This is a genomic window from Herbaspirillum autotrophicum (assembly GCF_001189915.1).
GTDB classification, from domain to species: domain Bacteria; phylum Pseudomonadota; class Gammaproteobacteria; order Burkholderiales; family Burkholderiaceae_D; genus Herbaspirillum; species Herbaspirillum autotrophicum.
The window spans coordinates 20,280-36,173 of the sequence record NZ_LFLS01000026.1 but is presented as its reverse complement, the minus strand read 5'-3'; the positions used below and the strand labels follow the sequence as shown (position 1 = coordinate 36,173).

13 protein-coding genes are annotated in these 15,894 nt (G+C 58.4%); 5 read left to right on the top strand and 8 right to left on the bottom strand.

From position 1 onward, the window contains the following. Nucleotides 1-31: 31 nt before the first annotated feature. From AKL27_RS18775 to AKL27_RS18760, 4 genes are read right to left on the bottom strand one after another with little or no spacing between them, the layout of a single operon-like run. Complete coding sequence (locus tag AKL27_RS18775; protein ID WP_050464384.1) at nucleotides 32-1,621, bottom strand: ABC transporter ATP-binding protein; 1,590 nt, start codon at nucleotides 1,619-1,621, stop codon at nucleotides 32-34. Then, nucleotides 1,618-2,709, bottom strand: a complete 1,092-nt coding sequence (locus AKL27_RS18770) for an ABC transporter permease (protein ID WP_050464383.1) — start codon at nucleotides 2,707-2,709, stop codon at nucleotides 1,618-1,620. The genes AKL27_RS18775 and AKL27_RS18770 overlap by 4 nt, the downstream gene beginning before the upstream one ends. After that, a complete protein-coding gene (locus tag AKL27_RS18765; protein ID WP_050464382.1) occupies nucleotides 2,706-3,764 on the bottom strand; it encodes a microcin C ABC transporter permease YejB in 1,059 nt (352 codons plus the stop codon). The genes AKL27_RS18770 and AKL27_RS18765 overlap by 4 nt, the downstream gene beginning before the upstream one ends. A 55-nt stretch (nucleotides 3,765-3,819) precedes the next feature. Next, nucleotides 3,820-5,640 carry an extracellular solute-binding protein gene (locus AKL27_RS18760; RefSeq protein WP_083439154.1) on the bottom strand — a complete coding sequence of 607 codons (1,821 nt, stop codon included), beginning with the start codon at nucleotides 5,638-5,640 and terminating at the stop codon, nucleotides 3,820-3,822. A 257-nt stretch (nucleotides 5,641-5,897) separates the two neighbouring features. Here AKL27_RS18760 and fabI point away from each other — a divergent pair, with 257 nt between their 5' ends. After that, on the top strand, nucleotides 5,898-6,680 hold the full coding sequence (gene fabI, locus AKL27_RS18755) for an enoyl-ACP reductase FabI (protein WP_050464381.1): 783 nt from the start codon (nucleotides 5,898-5,900) through the stop codon (nucleotides 6,678-6,680). Nucleotides 6,681-7,090: 410 nt separating this feature from the next. After that, nucleotides 7,091-8,503, top strand: coding sequence for a DEAD/DEAH box helicase (locus tag AKL27_RS18750; protein ID WP_050464380.1), 1,413 nt, complete (start codon nucleotides 7,091-7,093; stop codon nucleotides 8,501-8,503). A gap of 133 nt (nucleotides 8,504-8,636) precedes the next feature. Here AKL27_RS18750 and AKL27_RS18745 read toward each other — a convergent pair whose 3' ends face one another. The 4 genes from AKL27_RS18745 to AKL27_RS18730 are packed head-to-tail and all read right to left on the bottom strand — an operon-like array spanning nucleotide 8,637 to nucleotide 12,214. After that, entirely contained in the window at nucleotides 8,637-9,260 is a 624-nt protein-coding gene (locus AKL27_RS18745) for a PqiC family protein (protein WP_157057005.1), read from the bottom strand. Then, complete coding sequence (locus tag AKL27_RS18740; RefSeq protein WP_408609778.1) at nucleotides 9,260-10,879, bottom strand: PqiB family protein; 1,620 nt, start codon at nucleotides 10,877-10,879, stop codon at nucleotides 9,260-9,262. Before AKL27_RS18740 ends, AKL27_RS18745 begins: the two co-directional genes overlap by 1 nt. Continuing rightward, nucleotides 10,869-11,594: a paraquat-inducible protein A gene (locus AKL27_RS18735; protein WP_083439153.1), complete on the bottom strand. Its 726-nt coding sequence runs from the start codon at nucleotides 11,592-11,594 to the stop codon at nucleotides 10,869-10,871. The genes AKL27_RS18740 and AKL27_RS18735 overlap by 11 nt, the downstream gene beginning before the upstream one ends. Further along, nucleotides 11,591-12,214, bottom strand: coding sequence for a paraquat-inducible protein A (locus AKL27_RS18730; RefSeq protein WP_050464427.1), 624 nt, complete (start codon nucleotides 12,212-12,214; stop codon nucleotides 11,591-11,593). Before AKL27_RS18730 ends, AKL27_RS18735 begins: the two co-directional genes overlap by 4 nt. Nucleotides 12,215-12,565: 351 nt before the next feature. Here AKL27_RS18730 and AKL27_RS28655 point away from each other — a divergent pair, with 351 nt between their 5' ends. The 3 genes from AKL27_RS28655 (at nucleotide 12,566) to AKL27_RS18720 (ending at nucleotide 15,860) form a co-directional block, all read left to right on the top strand. Then, the gene (locus AKL27_RS28655; RefSeq protein WP_269749254.1) at nucleotides 12,566-12,697 is read left to right on the top strand and encodes a hypothetical protein; all 132 of its coding nucleotides are present in this window, start codon (nucleotides 12,566-12,568) and stop codon (nucleotides 12,695-12,697) included. 83 nt (nucleotides 12,698-12,780) lie between these two features. Continuing rightward, complete coding sequence (gene leuA, locus AKL27_RS18725) at nucleotides 12,781-14,484, top strand: 2-isopropylmalate synthase (RefSeq protein ID WP_050464378.1); 1,704 nt, start codon at nucleotides 12,781-12,783, stop codon at nucleotides 14,482-14,484. A gap of 893 nt (nucleotides 14,485-15,377) precedes the next feature. After that, nucleotides 15,378-15,860, top strand: a complete 483-nt coding sequence (locus AKL27_RS18720; protein ID WP_157057004.1) for a hypothetical protein — start codon at nucleotides 15,378-15,380, stop codon at nucleotides 15,858-15,860. Nucleotides 15,861-15,894 lie beyond the last annotated feature (34 nt).

Sequence of the window (15,894 nt, the reverse complement as noted above, 5' to 3'; positions counted from 1 at the left end):
CCGCAGGTCACGGTGCAGGTCCGCACGATCCTCAGCCCGGCACCCCGGCATCCGCATAGGTAGCCGCCGCCAGCAAACGCTGGGTGTAGCCGTGGCTGGGACGTTCCAGTACCGTGACAGCGCTGCCGCTTTCCACCACCTTGCCATCTTTCATGACCAGCACCTGATGCGCCATGGCGCGGATCACGGCCAGATCATGACTGATGAACAGATAGGCCAGACCATGCTTGCGCTGCAACTGCGCCAGCAATTGCAAGACTTGCTGCTGTACAGTGACGTCCAGCGCCGAGGTCGGTTCATCGAGCAAGATCAGTTCGGGCTTGAGCACGAGCGCGCGGGCAATCGCAATACGTTGGCGCTGGCCGCCGGAAAATTCATGCGGATAACGGCTCAGCATATCGGTCGACAAGCCGACCTCCTCCAGTCCGGCGACCACCGCCGCGCGCAACCCGGCAGCGCTGAGCTGCGGCTGATGCAAGGCCAGTCCTTCACCGACAATCTGCTCAATGGTGCGGCGTGGGGACAGCGAGGCATAGGGATCCTGAAACACCACTTGCATGCGCGAGCGCAACGGCCTGATGGCAGCGGCCGACATATTGCTCAAGACTTGGCCGTCGAAGCCGATATGGCCGCTGGTAGTCGCGCTCGACAAGCGCAACAACGCCATGCCCAAGGTCGACTTGCCAGAGCCCGATTCACCTACGATGCCCAGCGTTTCACCTTTGTGCAATTGCAGATCGACATCATCCACGGCGACAAACGCTTGCTTGCGGAACCAGCCCTTGTCGATGGCAAAGGTGCAACGCAATTTCCCGGCCTGCAATAACAGCGGTGCCTGCGCCGGCAGGTCGTCGACACTGCGGCGCGGTTGACTGGCCAGCAGCTTTTTGGTGTACGGCTGTTGCGGCGCCGAGAACAATTGCCCGGTATCGGCGACTTCCACCAGCCGGCCTTTTTCCATGACGCCGACGCGGTCGGCAAAATGCCGCACCAGATTGAGGTCATGCGAAATGATCAGCACCGCCATGTTTTCATCGCGCTGCAACTGGTTCAGCAATTCCAGTATCTGCACCTGAATCGTGACATCAAGCGCGGTGGTCGGCTCGTCGGCGATCAGCAGCTTGGGGCGGCATGCCAGTGCCATGGCGATCATCGCGCGCTGGCGCTGGCCCCCCGACAATTGATGCGGGTATGCCAGCGCCCGCCGCGCCGGTTCCGGAATACCGGTTTTTTCCAGCAAGGCGACAGTACGTTGCGCCGCCGCCCTGGTGCTCAATCCTTCGTGCTGCATCAACACTTCGGCAATCTGATTGCCGATGGTGAACAAGGGATTGAGCGCCGTCATCGGCTCTTGAAAAATCATGGCAGCATCATTGCCGCGCACCTGGCGCATGGCGTTTTCCGACTTCTGCAAAACGTCATCGCCATTGAACAGAATGCGACCGTCGTAGTGCGCATCCTGATTCAGACGCAAAATCGATAAGGCACTCACGGTCTTGCCGGAACCGGACTCGCCGACCAGCGCAAATTTTTCACCGGCGGCGACCGAGAAGCTGACATCATCGACCACGACAGTGCTGCCGAAGCGCACCGTCAGATTATGGACATCGAGCAGATTCATGCTTTCCTCCGGACATCCAGGGCATTGCGCAAACCATCACCGATATTGGTCAGCAACAGCAGGGTCACGGTCAGCACGATAAAGGTGGATAAGGAAATCCACCAGGCATCGAGATTATCCTTGCCCTGCGCCAGCAACTCGCCCAGGCTCGGCGTCGGCGGCGGCACGCCCAGTCCCAGAAAATCGAGACTGGTCAGTGCCAGAATCGCGGCGCTCATGCGGAACGGCAAAAACGTGACGATCGGCGTCAGGCTGTTCGGCAACACATGACGCCAGATGATTTGCAGATTCGACAAACCCAGCGCGCGTCCGGCCTGCACATATTCCAGATGACGGTTGCGCAGGAAGTCGGCGCGCACGTAATCCGACAACCCCATCCAGCCGAACAAGGACAAGAGCAGCAACAACAAACCCAGGCTGGGTTCGAAGATCGATGAAAAGATGATCAGCAGATACAGCTCCGGCATCGAGCTCCAGATTTCCATGAAGCGCTGGAACAATAAATCGGTGCGGCCGGCAAAGTAGCCCTGAATCGCGCCGGTGATCAGCCCCAGCACGACACCGGTGAGCGTCAGCGCCAACCCGAACAGAATCGAAATGCGAAAGCCGTATAACAAACGCGCAAACACGTCACGTCCGCGATCATCGGTGCCAAGCCAGTTTTCGGAAGATGGCGGAGCCGGATTGGGCGCTTTGGCAAAATAATTGAGGGTATCGAAACGGTAATTATTGAGCGGATAGATGGCCCAGTTGCCGGGCTTGCGGAATTGGTCGCGGATGAACGGATCGAGATAATCGGCGGGTGATTCGAAATCGCCGCCAAACGCTTTTTCCGAATAGTCATGCACAATCGGGAACAGCAACTTGCCGTTATAACTGGCCACCAGCGGCTTGTCGTTGGATAGCAGCTCGGCGCCCAGACTGATCACGAACAGCAGCAGAAAGATGATCAGGCTCCAGTAGCCGCGCCGGTTTTGGCGAAAGCGCAGCCACAGGCGACGCCATGGAGAAATCGACGGCGCCGGTGCCGGCCCGGCAGCGGGCAATGGCGCCGCGTCAACGACAGGGGTCTCGACAGAAACGTTCATTGCGCCAGACTTTCAAACTGGACCCGCGGGTCCGCCCAGACATAGCACAAGTCGCCAAGCAACTTGACCACCAATCCGATCAGCGTAAACAAGTACAGGGTGCCCATGACGACCGGATAGTCGCGCCGTATCACTGACTCATACGACAGCAAGCCGAGGCCGTCGAGCGAGAACAAGGTTTCGATCAACAGACTGCCGGTAAAGAAAGCGCCGACAAACGCGGCCGGAAAACCGGTGACCAGTGGAATCAGCGCATTGCGAAACACATGCTTGTACAGCACCTTGCGCTCGCTCAGGCCCTTGGCGCGCGCGGTCAATACATACTGCTTGCGTACTTCGTCGAGAAAGGTATTCCTGGTCAGCATGGTCATGATGGCAAACGCACCGGCCACGGACGCCAGCACCGGCAAGGTGATGTGCCACAGATAATCGGTGATCTTGCCCATGGTGCTGAGCGTATCCCAGTTATCCGAAGTCAGGCCGCGCAACGGAAACCATTGCAGGAAACTGCCGCCGCCAAACACCACCAGCAAGAACACCCCGAGCACAAAGCCGGGAATCGAATAACCGATCAGCACCAGCGCGCTGGTCCAGCCATCGAAGCGGCTCCCCTCGCGCACCGCTTTGGCGATGCCGAGCGGCACCGAAATCAGATAGGTCAGGAAAAAGGTCCACAAGCCGATGGAGATGGATACCGGCAACTTGGATTTGACCAGCGTCCAGACATCCGCGTGATGATAAAAACTCGTGCCCAGATTGAAGGTGGCAAAGCCCTTGAGCATTTGCCAGAAACGTTCCAGCGGTGGTTTGTCGAAACCGTACAGCGCCTGAATTTCCTTGACGCGTTCGGGGTCGACGCCTTGGCGGCCGCGATATTGGGAAGCGCCGCCGCCGGATGCTTCGCCGCCGGCGCGCAAGCCTTTCATCTCGGTCAAGGCTTGCTCGACCGGACCGCCCGGTACAAACTGCACCACGGCAAAGGTAATCGCCACCACGCCGAACAGCGTCGGCAGCATCAGCAAGATGCGCTTGAGAATGTAGGACCAGATATTCATGGTGTCAAACCCCTTGATTGACGGCCAACCTTGCGAGACGGGATGCAGTTCGGTTTCATTTCGGTTTCGCTTCCCACCAGATTGAAATCAGATAAGGGTCGGCCTGGTAATACAAAGGCAATTGCGCCGGCATGCCGAAGCGGTTGCGATAGGCGATCCGGTGCGTGGATGAATACCACTGCGGCACCACGATGTATTTGTTGAGCAAGACCCGGTCCAGACCGCGTGCCGCCGCCACCAGATCCTTGCGGGTATCGGCCGCCACCAGCGCCTCCACCAGCTTGTCGACCACCGGATCCTTGAGACCCCAGACGTTGCTGGAACCCTTTTCATCGGCCGCCTTGGAACCGAACATGTCGAACATTTCATTGCCCGGGCTGCTGACATCGGGGAAGCGGATGCTGGTCATGTCGTAGTCAAACTCGTCCATGCGCTTGGCGATCAGTGCGTAGTCCGCCGTGCGTTGCGTGACTTCGATGCCGAGTTTCCGGAGGTTGCGGATATAGATGCTGATGACGCGCGACAAGGCCGACTGGTCGTCGATGATTTCAAACGTCAGCACCTTGCCCTTGGCATTGCGCAGTGCGCCGTCGCGATATTCCCAGCCGGCCTGGCGCAACAGTTCGCGCGCCTGCAACAGGTTGGCGCGCAGCGAACCGGGCGGATCGGTATCAGGCGGAACCGGCGCTGACCCGAATACGGCCGGATCGATCTTGCCGCCGCGCGCCTTGATCGATTCCAGCAGCTTCAGCTCTTCGTCTTGCGGCACGCCGGTGGCGGCCAGATCGCTGTTGCTGAAGAACGAGTAAATCCGTTTGTACTGACCGTAAAACAGTTGCCGGTTCATCCACTGGAAATCCAGCGCCAGCGCCAATGCCTGACGCACCCGGATGTCTTGAAACTGCTCGCGCCGCAGATTCATCACGAAGCCCTGCATGCCGGCGCCATTGGAATGGACCAGCTCGCGCTTGATGATTTCCCCGCTGCGAAACCTGGGCCCGTTGTAATTGCGCACCCAGTTCTTGGCGCTGTATTCCACCACCACATCGAACTCGCCAGCCTTGAATGCTTCCAGCCGCGCCACATCGTCTTTGTAAAAACGATAGGCCACCCGTTCGAAGTTGTACATGCCTTTGCGTGAAGGGATATCGGTGCCCCAGTAATCCGGGTTGCGTTTATAGCTGATGCTGCGGCCGAGATCGTATTTTTCGATCACATACGGTCCGGTGGTGACCGGCGCTTGCAGCGCGATGGCATCGAACGCGACGCCGGCCGCCCACTTTTTGGAAAACACCGGCACCGCGCCGACGATCAGCGGCAATTCGTGATTCTGGGTCTTGAACTCGAAACGCACGGTTTGCGCATCGACCACCACGCATTGCTTTACCTCGGCGAACATCGACTTGAATTGCGGCGCGCCTTTGGCGATCAAGGTATCGAAGGAATATTTGACATCAGCGGCCGTGACCTTGTCGCCGTTATTGAAGCGTGCCTTGGGGTGCAGATGGAAAGTGATCGCCATGCGGTCCGGCGCCAGACGCATATCGTCGGCCAGCAAACCGTACATGGTCGCCACTTCGTCCGACGACGCAACCGTCAGCGACTCGAACATCAGCGTCGAGACCCCGGCAGCGGCCACGCCCTTGAGCGAAAACGGATTGAATTTATCGAAACTGCTGCGACGGTCGGGATTGGCCAGATGCAAGGTGCCGCGCTTGGGCGCGTCCGGATTGACGTAATCGAAATGGGTAAACGAGGCGGGATACTTGGGCGTGTCGTACAGGGAAAATGCGTGCTCCGCCGAGGCTGTTGCGCTGGCGCCGAGCAAACCCAGCAGCACGCTCAGCTGGAATACGGAAGAAATGAGTTTATGCATGCGTCCTGTACAAATAGGGATTGAGCCATTTGCCGGCATGCCGCGGCCGGATGCCGTGCCGCCTGCGGCAGCGCCCTATTCTACCCAATAGAAGTGACTCTATGGCAAGACAATCGGCATTTGCGCCGAAAAGTTGCCGCCATGACGGCAAGCTTCTACAATCTTGTCCAGTTCAGCGGCGAATCTTCGCAAATCATCAATATAACGCTCGCATTTTCATCGCGCCCCTCAGGCGGCGCGCATCACTCGGAGTCCACATGGCATTTCTGCAAGGCAAAAAAATCCTGATCACCGGCTTGTTGTCGAACCGTTCCATCGCCTACGGCATCGCCCAGGCGTGCAAGCGCGAAGGCGCGGAGCTGGCGTTCACCTATGTCGGCGAACGTTTCAAGGAGCGCATCACCAATTTCGCCAGGGAATTCGACAGTGAACTGATCTTTGATTGCGACGTCGGCAACGATGCGCAGATCAATGCCTTGTTTGCCGACCTCGGCAAATCCTGGGAGCAGCTCGACGGCCTGGTGCACGCCATCGGTTTCGCGCCCAATGAAGCCATTGCCGGCGATTTCCTGGAAGGCTTGTCGCGCGAAGGATTCAAGATCGCCCACGATATTTCGGCCTACAGCTTTCCGGCCATGGCCAAAGCGGCATTGCCGCTGCTGCGCCCGAACTCGGCCCTGCTGACGCTGACCTATCTCGGCGCCGACCGCGTCGTGCCCAACTACAACACCATGGGTCTGGCCAAGGCCTCGCTCGAAGCCAGTGTGCGTTACCTGGCCGAATCGCTCGGCCCCAAGGGCGTGCGCGTCAATGGCGTTTCGGCCGGTCCGATCAAGACGCTGGCCGCCAGCGGCATCAAAGGCTTCGGCAAGATCCTCGGGTTCGTCGCCGCCAATGCGCCGCTGCGCCGCAACGTAACGATTGAAGATGTCGGCAATGCCTCGGCCTTCCTGTTATCCGATCTGGCCGGCGGCATTACCGGTGAAATCACTTACGTCGACGGCGGCTTTTCGCGCGTGGTGGGCGGCATCAGCGAGTAAGCGGGCAAACCGGAGCAAAGCAGCAAAACGACGAAATAGGGACACAGAGTGCGTGCCAAAGCCGTCGTTTTACTGTATCATCCGGTTTGTGCGTTGCAATACAGCGCACGCTCTGGCTGCTACAGCAGTAGCTCTATATAGCATCAAGCAGCTTCGCAAGCCTTAACCTGTCGAATGCGACAGTAAGTAGTAAAAGCCCTCCCGCCTTGTGTGTCCCTGATTCATTGACGAGACACCGTCCCGGCGCAAAGCTTTTGTGCCGAAATTTCTTTGTATTTTTTTCATAGTCATTTCGTTGGTTGGCGTTGCTTTATTGCGTTTATCGCAACTGTTCTGTGTCTGCGTGCGTGTTGTCAAACCCGCTGCGCGGCTCTGCATTTGCCAGACGCTCACAATTTACGAAAGAGAACATGACTTTTGAATCACTAGGCCTGCACGCGTCCATTATCAAAGCCCTGACTGACGCTGGTTATACCCAGCCGACATCGGTGCAGGAACAGGCCATCCCTGCCGCCATCGCTGGCAAGGATCTGCTGGTTTCCTCGCAAACCGGTTCGGGCAAGACTGCCGCCTTCATGCTGCCAGCCCTGCACAAATTCGCTTCGCTGCCGCCAGCACCGGTCGGCGCCAAGACACCTAACCAGGAAACCCAGGCCGCACGTGCCCGCGGTGACCGTCCACGTTTCCGTCCGGCACAGCCAAAGATGCTGGTGCTGACACCAACCCGCGAACTGGCATTGCAAGTGACTACGGCCACTGACAAGTATTGCGCTCACATGCGTCGCCTGAAGGCAGTGTCGATTCTGGGCGGCATGCCTTATCCGAAGCAAATGCAATTGCTGTCGCGCAATCCTGAAATTCTAGTGGCAACACCAGGTCGTCTGATCGACCATATGGATTCCGGCAAGATCGACTTCTCGCAACTGGAAATTCTGGTGCTTGACGAAGCCGACCGCATGCTGGACATGGGTTTCATCGACGATATCGAAAAGATCGTCGGCGCCACTCCGGCCACTCGTCAAACCATGCTGTTCTCGGCTACGCTGGATGGCGTCGTCGGCAACATGGCCAAGCGCATCACCAACAATCCGCAAGTGATCCAGATCGCTGGCTCGGCAACCAAGCACGAAAACATTTCGCAACGGGTTCACTTCGTTGACGATCTGTCGCACAAGAACCGTATCCTCGATCACCTGCTGCGCGACGTGACCATGGATCAGGCAGTTGTCTTCACCGCTACCAAGCGTGATGCCGACACCATCGCCGACCGTCTGAACATCGCCGGTTTCGCTGCTGCCGCATTGCATGGCGACATGCATCAGGGCGCACGCAACCGTACACTGGACAGCCTGCGTCGCGGCCAGGTCCGGGTTCTGGTTGCTACTGACGTCGCCGCCCGCGGTATCGACGTGCCAGGCATCACCCACGTGTTCAACTACGATCTGCCGAAATTCCCGGAAGATTACGTGCACCGTATCGGCCGTACCGGCCGTGCCGGTCGCAACGGCGTTGCGATCTCGCTGGTCAATCATGCTGAAGGCATGCACGTCAAGCGTATAGAACGTTTCACCAAGCAACCGATTCCGGTCGACGTCATCGAAGGCTTCGAGCCGAAGAAGTCGGCAGTACCGGCACGCAGCAATCGCAAGCCAGGCGGCTGGCGTCCAGGCGATAACCGTGGCGGCGCACGTCCGACCGGCGCCGGTGGTGGTCGCAACTTCAGCGGCAAGCCAGCAGGCGCAGGTTCGCGTCCGGATGGTGGTGGTTACAAGGGCGCACGTTCGGGCGACAGCGGTGCACGTCGCTCTTACGGCGACCGTTAATTCCGGCTCTTCCTGTTGCGCAGTACGACAACAGTGAACAATGAAAATGCCGCTTCAGTGCAAACTGAAGCGGCATTTTTCATGGACGATGCCAGTGCAAACGGCGCACGCCGGTTGCACTGCTCCGGTTGATTCAGGTACTGCAGCCGCCGCTCTTGCCATCCTGCACGCGCACCACATTGGCAGCAATTGCCTCCACCGCGCGGTCCACTGCCTTGCGCATGCCCAGCACCAGCGCATCGACACCGCCGCCGCTGACCGGCTCCACCAGCGTCAGGCTGCAAGTGGCAGTGCGGGCATCATCGGTACGCGTAATGGTCCAGGAAAATCCGGCCTGCACGTTGCCATTGCGAACCGCATCCAGTTGTCGCAACTCCACTGCAATCCGGTACGCCGGCTGATTGGCCGGACGCCCGCTGCGGGTGACGTCGATGGCGCCGAGCCGGTTGGCAATACCGCTCGCCAGTGCGTCGCGCAATTCGTTATTGAGCGGTGCCGACCAGCGGTCCTGCTCCAGAATATCGACCCGCGCATCGTCGGTACGCACCACGATCTGCGGTCGCGCCAGTCGCTCCGGCACACTGACCGGCAACACCTCGATCAACAACCGCTGCCGGGCCGGCTGTGACGCCGGCGCAGTGGCAGTAGCCGCCACCGGCCCCGCCAGCGTATAGAAACGTGTCGGACCGGTGGTCCCGCATGCGGTCAGCAGCACCGCCAGCACCGCCGCCGAAAAATAAGATGATTGCAAGCGCATCAATTGCCCTCCTGTTTACCGCGGATCAATGCTTCCGGATGTTGTTGCAGATAATCGGTCAGCACCCGGATCGAGGCTGCCGTGCGTGTCAGTTCCTGCATGGTCTGACGGATATCCTGCTGCAATGGCGCGTCGCCCGACAGCGTGTTTTCGGCTGCATTGAGGGTCTTGCGTGCGTCCTTCATGGCGGCCATGATTTCCGGCGCCACATCATTGTTCAGACGCTGTGTCAATTGCTCGGCGCTGGTCAGCGTCTTGTTCAGCGTACCCAACGTCTTTTGCAGATCGGTGCCGATCTGATCGAACGGCACCTTGCTCAGCTTGCGTGAAATTTCCGCAATCTGCGACTGGATTTCATCAAGACTGTTCGGCACGGTCGGGAATTCAAACGGGAGCTTGTCCAGATCGATCTGCACCGGCGCCGCTTTCGGGAAGAAATCGAGCGCCACATACACCTGTCCGGTCAGCAGGTTGCCGGTCCGCAACTGCGCCCGGAAGCCATGCGCCACCATGTATCGCAGGCGCTGGCCGGCGGTATACCGTGACTGCTGATTTTCCAGACTGAAGGTGCGCCCCAGCCGTTCGGGATACAACTGCACCACCACCGGCATCAGGAATTCACGGGTCTTGGGATCGTATTCGATGCCGATTGATTTCACTTCACCCAGCACCACGCCACGGAAGTCCACCGTCGCGCCCGGTGTCAGGCCGCGCAAGGATTGATTGAAATACATCAGCACCGTTTGCGGCTGACCGTCCGGCGCCTTGAGCGCTTCACCTTCGTCGGCGGCCAGCTTGAAGCTGGTATTTTCCTTGGCAATCGTGCCGGTATCGTCGTCCGGTGCGGCAAACGCGATACCGCCGAGCACCACCGTCGCCAGCGATTGCGTGTGCAATTTGAAGCCGCTGGCATTGAGTTGCATGTCGAAACCACTGGCGTGCCAGAAGCGGCTGTTCATGCCGATGAACTTGTCATACGGCGCATTGACGAAAATCCGCAAGGTCACGCCGCGGCCATCTTTATCCAGATCATAAGCCGCCAGCTGCCCCACCTTGATGCGACGGTAATACACCGGCGAGCCGATATCGAGCGAGCCGAGATCCGCCGCATGCAGCACAAACTGTTTGCCGGAGGAATCACCGGTGATGATCGGCGGCACTTCCAGGCCGTTGAATTCCTTCTTGGTTTCTTCCGACTTGCCGGCGTCGGCACCGATGTAGGCGCCCGACAACAAGGTGCTCAAGCCCGACACGCCGGAGGCCGCAACGCGCGGACGCACCACCCAGAAGCGGGTATCGGCAGCGGTAAATTTCTCGGCTTCCTTGGTCAGTTGCACGCTGGCCTTGACGTGCGACAGATCCTGGCTCAGCGAGATCGCCTGTACCACGCCGATATCGACATCCTTGTACTTGACCTTGGTCTTGCCGGCTTCCAGGCCTTCCGCCGAACTCAGCACAATGGAAATTTGCGGGCCGCGCTCAACCAGGATCTTGACCACCAGCGTCAACCCCACCACCGCCGCCACAATCGGGATCAGCCATACCAGCGACGGCAACCAATTGCGCGCCTTGGCCCGCCTGGGTTCCGGCAAAGGAGTTTCGTTTTGTTCAGTCATCATTTTCCTTTTCCACATCATCCCAGGTCAGGCGCGCATCGAAACTGAGCGACGCCAGCATGGTCAACACCACCACCGAGCCGAATGCCGCAACACCGACCCCGGCCGTTATTTTTGCAAAACCTTCAATCTGCACCAGTCCGGCCAGCAGCGATACCACGAACACATCCAGCATCGACCAGCGCCCGATGGCTTCCACCAGGCGGAACAGCCGCGCACGCTGAAAGCGCCGCCAGCGACTGCGCCGGCGCGCCATCACGGCCAGCAAGATCAGCGACACCAGCTTGAACAAGGGCACCAGAAAACTGGCAATGAAGACAATGATCGCCAGCTCCCACGAGCCGGAAACCCAGAAATAGATGATGCCGCTCATGATGGTGTCGCGCTGCTCATCGAGCAAGGTACTGGTGATCATGACCGGCATCAGATTGGCCGGGATATACATGATGCAAGCCGCAATCAGAAAGGCCCAGGTGCGATTGAGGCTGTCCGCCTTGCGTACATGGAGGCGACTATGACACACCGCGCAGCGATCACCGCGCTGCGCATCCTGCCAGACCGTTCCGCAACGATGGCAGCCGATCACGCCCACTTCGGCGGCGGTGTGGACGGCGACCGGCGACACCTCGTCGTCATCGTCATCGGCCGCGCTGAATGCCGCCGCGCTGGCAGCGCCGGGGCGTTGGCTGCCGTGATCGTTCAGGCCGTCGCTGCTCATGAAATCCGCTCCTGTTCGGCATCAATCAGTGTGCGCCACAGATAGCGCGGATTGAATGACACCACCACCGTCAGCAGAATGGTCAGCGCCGCGAACGCCCACAATGCAACGCCGGGCAAGACTGTTGCCATATTGGACAGTTTTACCAGCGCCACCAGCACTCCCAGCAGGAAGACTTCGACCATGCCCCACGGCCGCACCAGTTGCAACAATCGCAACAACGGTTTGAAGCCGGGCGGGTCGCTGCGGCGCGCACCGGGCGCCAGCAGATACAACAGCACGAAAAGTTGCACCAGAGGAAACAAGATGGTGGTCGCCAGGACCAGCACCGCCACCAGCGACATGCCGTCGCGGCTCAGCGAAACCACCGCGCCCATCAGGGTGGTCTGGCTGGTCAGGCCCTGCAATTCGATCTCGACAATCGGAAAACAGTTGGCAATCACGAACATGATGAGGCTGGCTACCGTCAATGGCAGCAGACGTTCCACCTGGCGTCCGGTATCGCGTTCGAGCTCGGCGCCGCAACGCTGACAGCGGGCGATCTCGCGCTCCCGCAGTACCGGTTTGCTGTACACCGCATCGCATTCTTCGCAGACGATCAGATCGGGTCGTTCATGCATCATGGCAATCGGGATGAAAAAAAGAATTCTAACAACATAACAACAGCGCCACGGCTTACCTACGCCCGGCGCAAAGATTTTGTCGCGGCGGCCAGATAAGACTTGACAATGACCGCGCCAATCTTCTAAAGTTGCCCAATGACTTCCGCACCACATTTCTCCCTATCACTATTGCACATCGCTGGCGCCCTGCTAGCGTTGCAACTGGTGTCGCTACTACCAGCCGCGCGCTGATCCAAGTTTCCCCTGCAGGTCCAGGCTGGCATTTATCCGAATCCGACCGTGGCGCAATCCACGCAACCGGTAAATGCAGCAAAGTTAAAACCGAATCCATTTTCTGAAAAGCCGTTCATGCATTTCAAGTCAATCTCCGCCGATGCCGTGTCCCGCGTGTTGCACGCCGTGACCGCTGCCGCGCGTGCATTGGCGCTGTTGCAAGCTGCACTGCTAAAACTACCGATCGGTTGCCTGGCCTTGCGTTAGTGGCAGTCAGGCAGCCTTCGCGCCACAAGATTGACTGAAAGACACAGTACTGAATTTACAATTTTACAGAGCAGAGGTTTACGATGATGTTAAGCAACCCGGCAACAAAATACCGCGCCTTCCCGACAATCGACTTGTCCGACCGTACCTGGCCCAATCAGTTCATTTCCAAGCCACCAATGTGGATGAGCACCGACTTGCGCGACGGCAACCAGGCCCTGATCGAACCGATGAGCCCGGAACGCAAATTGCGCTTCTTCGACATGCTGCTGCAAATCGGTCTCAAGGAAATTGAAGTCGGCTTCCCTTCCGCCTCGCAAACCGATTTCGACTTCGTGCGCAAGCTGATCGAAGAAAACCGCATTCCTGACGACGTCACCATCATCGTACTGACGCAGTCGCGCGAAGAACTGATCCGCCGTACCATCGACTCGCTGCAAGGTGCCAAGCAAGCCATCGTCCATCTTTACAATTCGGTGGCACCGGCATTCCGCAAGATCGTGTTCAACATGAGCCGCGATCAGATCAAGGAAATCGCCGTCAGCGGCACCCGCCTGGTCAAGGAACTGACCGATGCCCGTCCGGAAACCGCATGGCGCTATGAATACTCGCCGGAATCGTTCAGCACCACCGAACTCGATTTCTCGCGCGACATCTGCGACGCCGTCTGTGAAACCTGGGGGGCATCGCCGACCCGCAAGGTGATTCTGAATTTGCCATCGACCGTCGAATGCAGCACACCCAACGTGTACGCCGACCAGATCGAATGGATGCACCGCAACCTCAAGCAACGCAGCCACGCCATCATTTCGGTACACCCGCACAATGACCGCGGCACCGCCGTCGCCTCCGCCGAACTGGCGGTGATGGCTGGCGCCGAGCGCGTCGAAGGCTGTCTGTTCGGCAACGGCGAACGCACCGGCAACGTCGATCTGGTCACGCTCGGCCTGAATCTGTATACCCAGGGCGTGCATCCCGGCCTCGACTTTTCCGATATCGATTCGATCCGCAAGTGCGTCGAAGAATGCAACCAGATTCCGGTCCATCCGCGTCATCCGTATGTCGGTGATCTGGTCTTCACTGCCTTCTCCGGTTCGCATCAGGACGCCATCAAGAAGGGTCTCGCGGTACAGAAAGCCGACGCCATCTGGGAAGTGCCTTACCTGCCAATCGACCCGGCCGATCTGGGCCGCAGCTACGATGCCGTGATCCGCGTCAACAGCCAGTCCGGCAAAGGCGGCATGGCGTACTTGCTGGAACAGGAATATGGCCTGTCCTTGCCGCGTCGCCTGCAAATCGAATTCAGCCGCGCGATCCAGCGTGAAGCCGATGCCAGCGGCAAGGAAATCGCCGCCGCCGACATCCACGCCATCTTCAAGCATGAGTATCTGGAACGTCAGGCGCCGTATGCCTATCGTGCCCATCGCATGAGTGAAGATACCGCCCACGAGCAATCGATCAAGATCGAAGTCGACATCAACCGCGATGGCAAGCCAGTGACCCTGCGCGGCACCGGCAACGGTCCGATTGATGCCTTCGTCAATGCGCTGCAACTCGACATCAAGCTGATGGACTTCCACGAACACTCGATCGGCGCCGGCGCCAATGCACAAGCCGCCAGCTACATCGAACTGCGCCTCAATGAAGCGCCGACCGGCTTCGGTGTCGGCATCGATGCCAACATCGTCACCGCCTCGTTCAAAGCCGTATTAAGCGCCATCAATCGCCAGATCGCGATTGACCAAAGCGTCAATCAAGCCGCCGCGCCAACCGCGCAAGCTGCCTGATCCGGATTCGCTTACCAGCGTCCCATCCGTACCGCCGCCGGCATACCCTGCCGGCGGTTTTTTTATGCGCGCGCGGATAAGCGGGCCGGTCCTTGCCCGGACCGTTGCCCTGCCTCTTTTATTGCGGCGCTGCGGCGCTTATCCACCGCCCCTCTCCCGAGCTCCACGCAAGCGCACCAACTTATCCCCGCTTTTTGTTCACAGGCTTGTGGATAAGATGTTGGCATCCGACCTATGTCATTGATCGCAAAGACAATTGCGATCTTGCTCTCAAAGTGAAACCAGACGCGCAATCTCATCCCGGCAGCGCCGACTTATCCCCGGATTTTGTTGGCAGGCTTGTGGATAAGATGTTCACATCCAGACTATATCGTTGATTACAAAGCAGATTATTGCGTTGCACGTGAAATGCATGGCAGCAGCCCTTGTCTGCGGTCACCGACTTATCCCCGTTTTTTGTTCACAGGCTTGTGGACAAGATGTTGGCATCTGATCTATGCCCTTGATTGCAAAGCATATTCTTGCTCTGCACCAAAAGCAGGAAACACCGGCTGACCGCAACCTCCCGCATCACAAACGACCCCGGTGCGCAGTTCGGGAAAGTGCACACCGGCGGCGTAGCGTTATCCACACCGACTTATCCCCCGATTTTGTTGGCAGACTTGTGGATAAGATGTTGGCATCCGGCCTATCCCCTTGATTTCACGGCAGATTGTTGCACTGCTCTCAAAAAGGAAAAATGCCGCCTGCGGATACCTTGCAGCAATGAACTTATCCACGGATTTTGTTGGCAGCCTTGTGGATAAGGTGTTTGCATCTGACTTATGTCCTTGATTAACAACAGGATTATCTTCTTGCACATGACATGAAAACCGGTGCCGGCATCTTGCCCGATGCCGACTTATCCCCGGATTTTGTTGGCAGGCTTGTGGATAAGATGTTGGCATCCCGGCTATGTCGTTGATTGCAAACAAAATTCTTCCTCTGCACGCGAAATGAAGCGGGGGCAAGCGCCGCCTGCGGCAGCCACTTATCCCCGGATTTTGTGGGCAGGCTTGTGGATAACATGTGCTCATCCGGCTTATGTCATTGATTACAAAACAGATTTTGCTTCAGATGCGTTATTGATCACGCTCGTTCGCCACCCGCAATACCTCGTCCAGTGCAACCCTCTGCATTTTTTCAGCGCCGCCATTGCCACCGGCATTCACGTCATCTGCGCGTCAAAATACTTCCCTACACTCCCGCCAGCCCACAATGTCGTATCGGACCTACCGGAGCCGGCGGTCGGGAAACATACCGGCACCACCCTGCTTTCGCACGCACCGCTGGCCATCGCCGGCGAGCGTCACAGCGCGGTCACACAAGCTGACTAGAATTGCGGGTTAAACATTACCTTTTCAGCCGGGG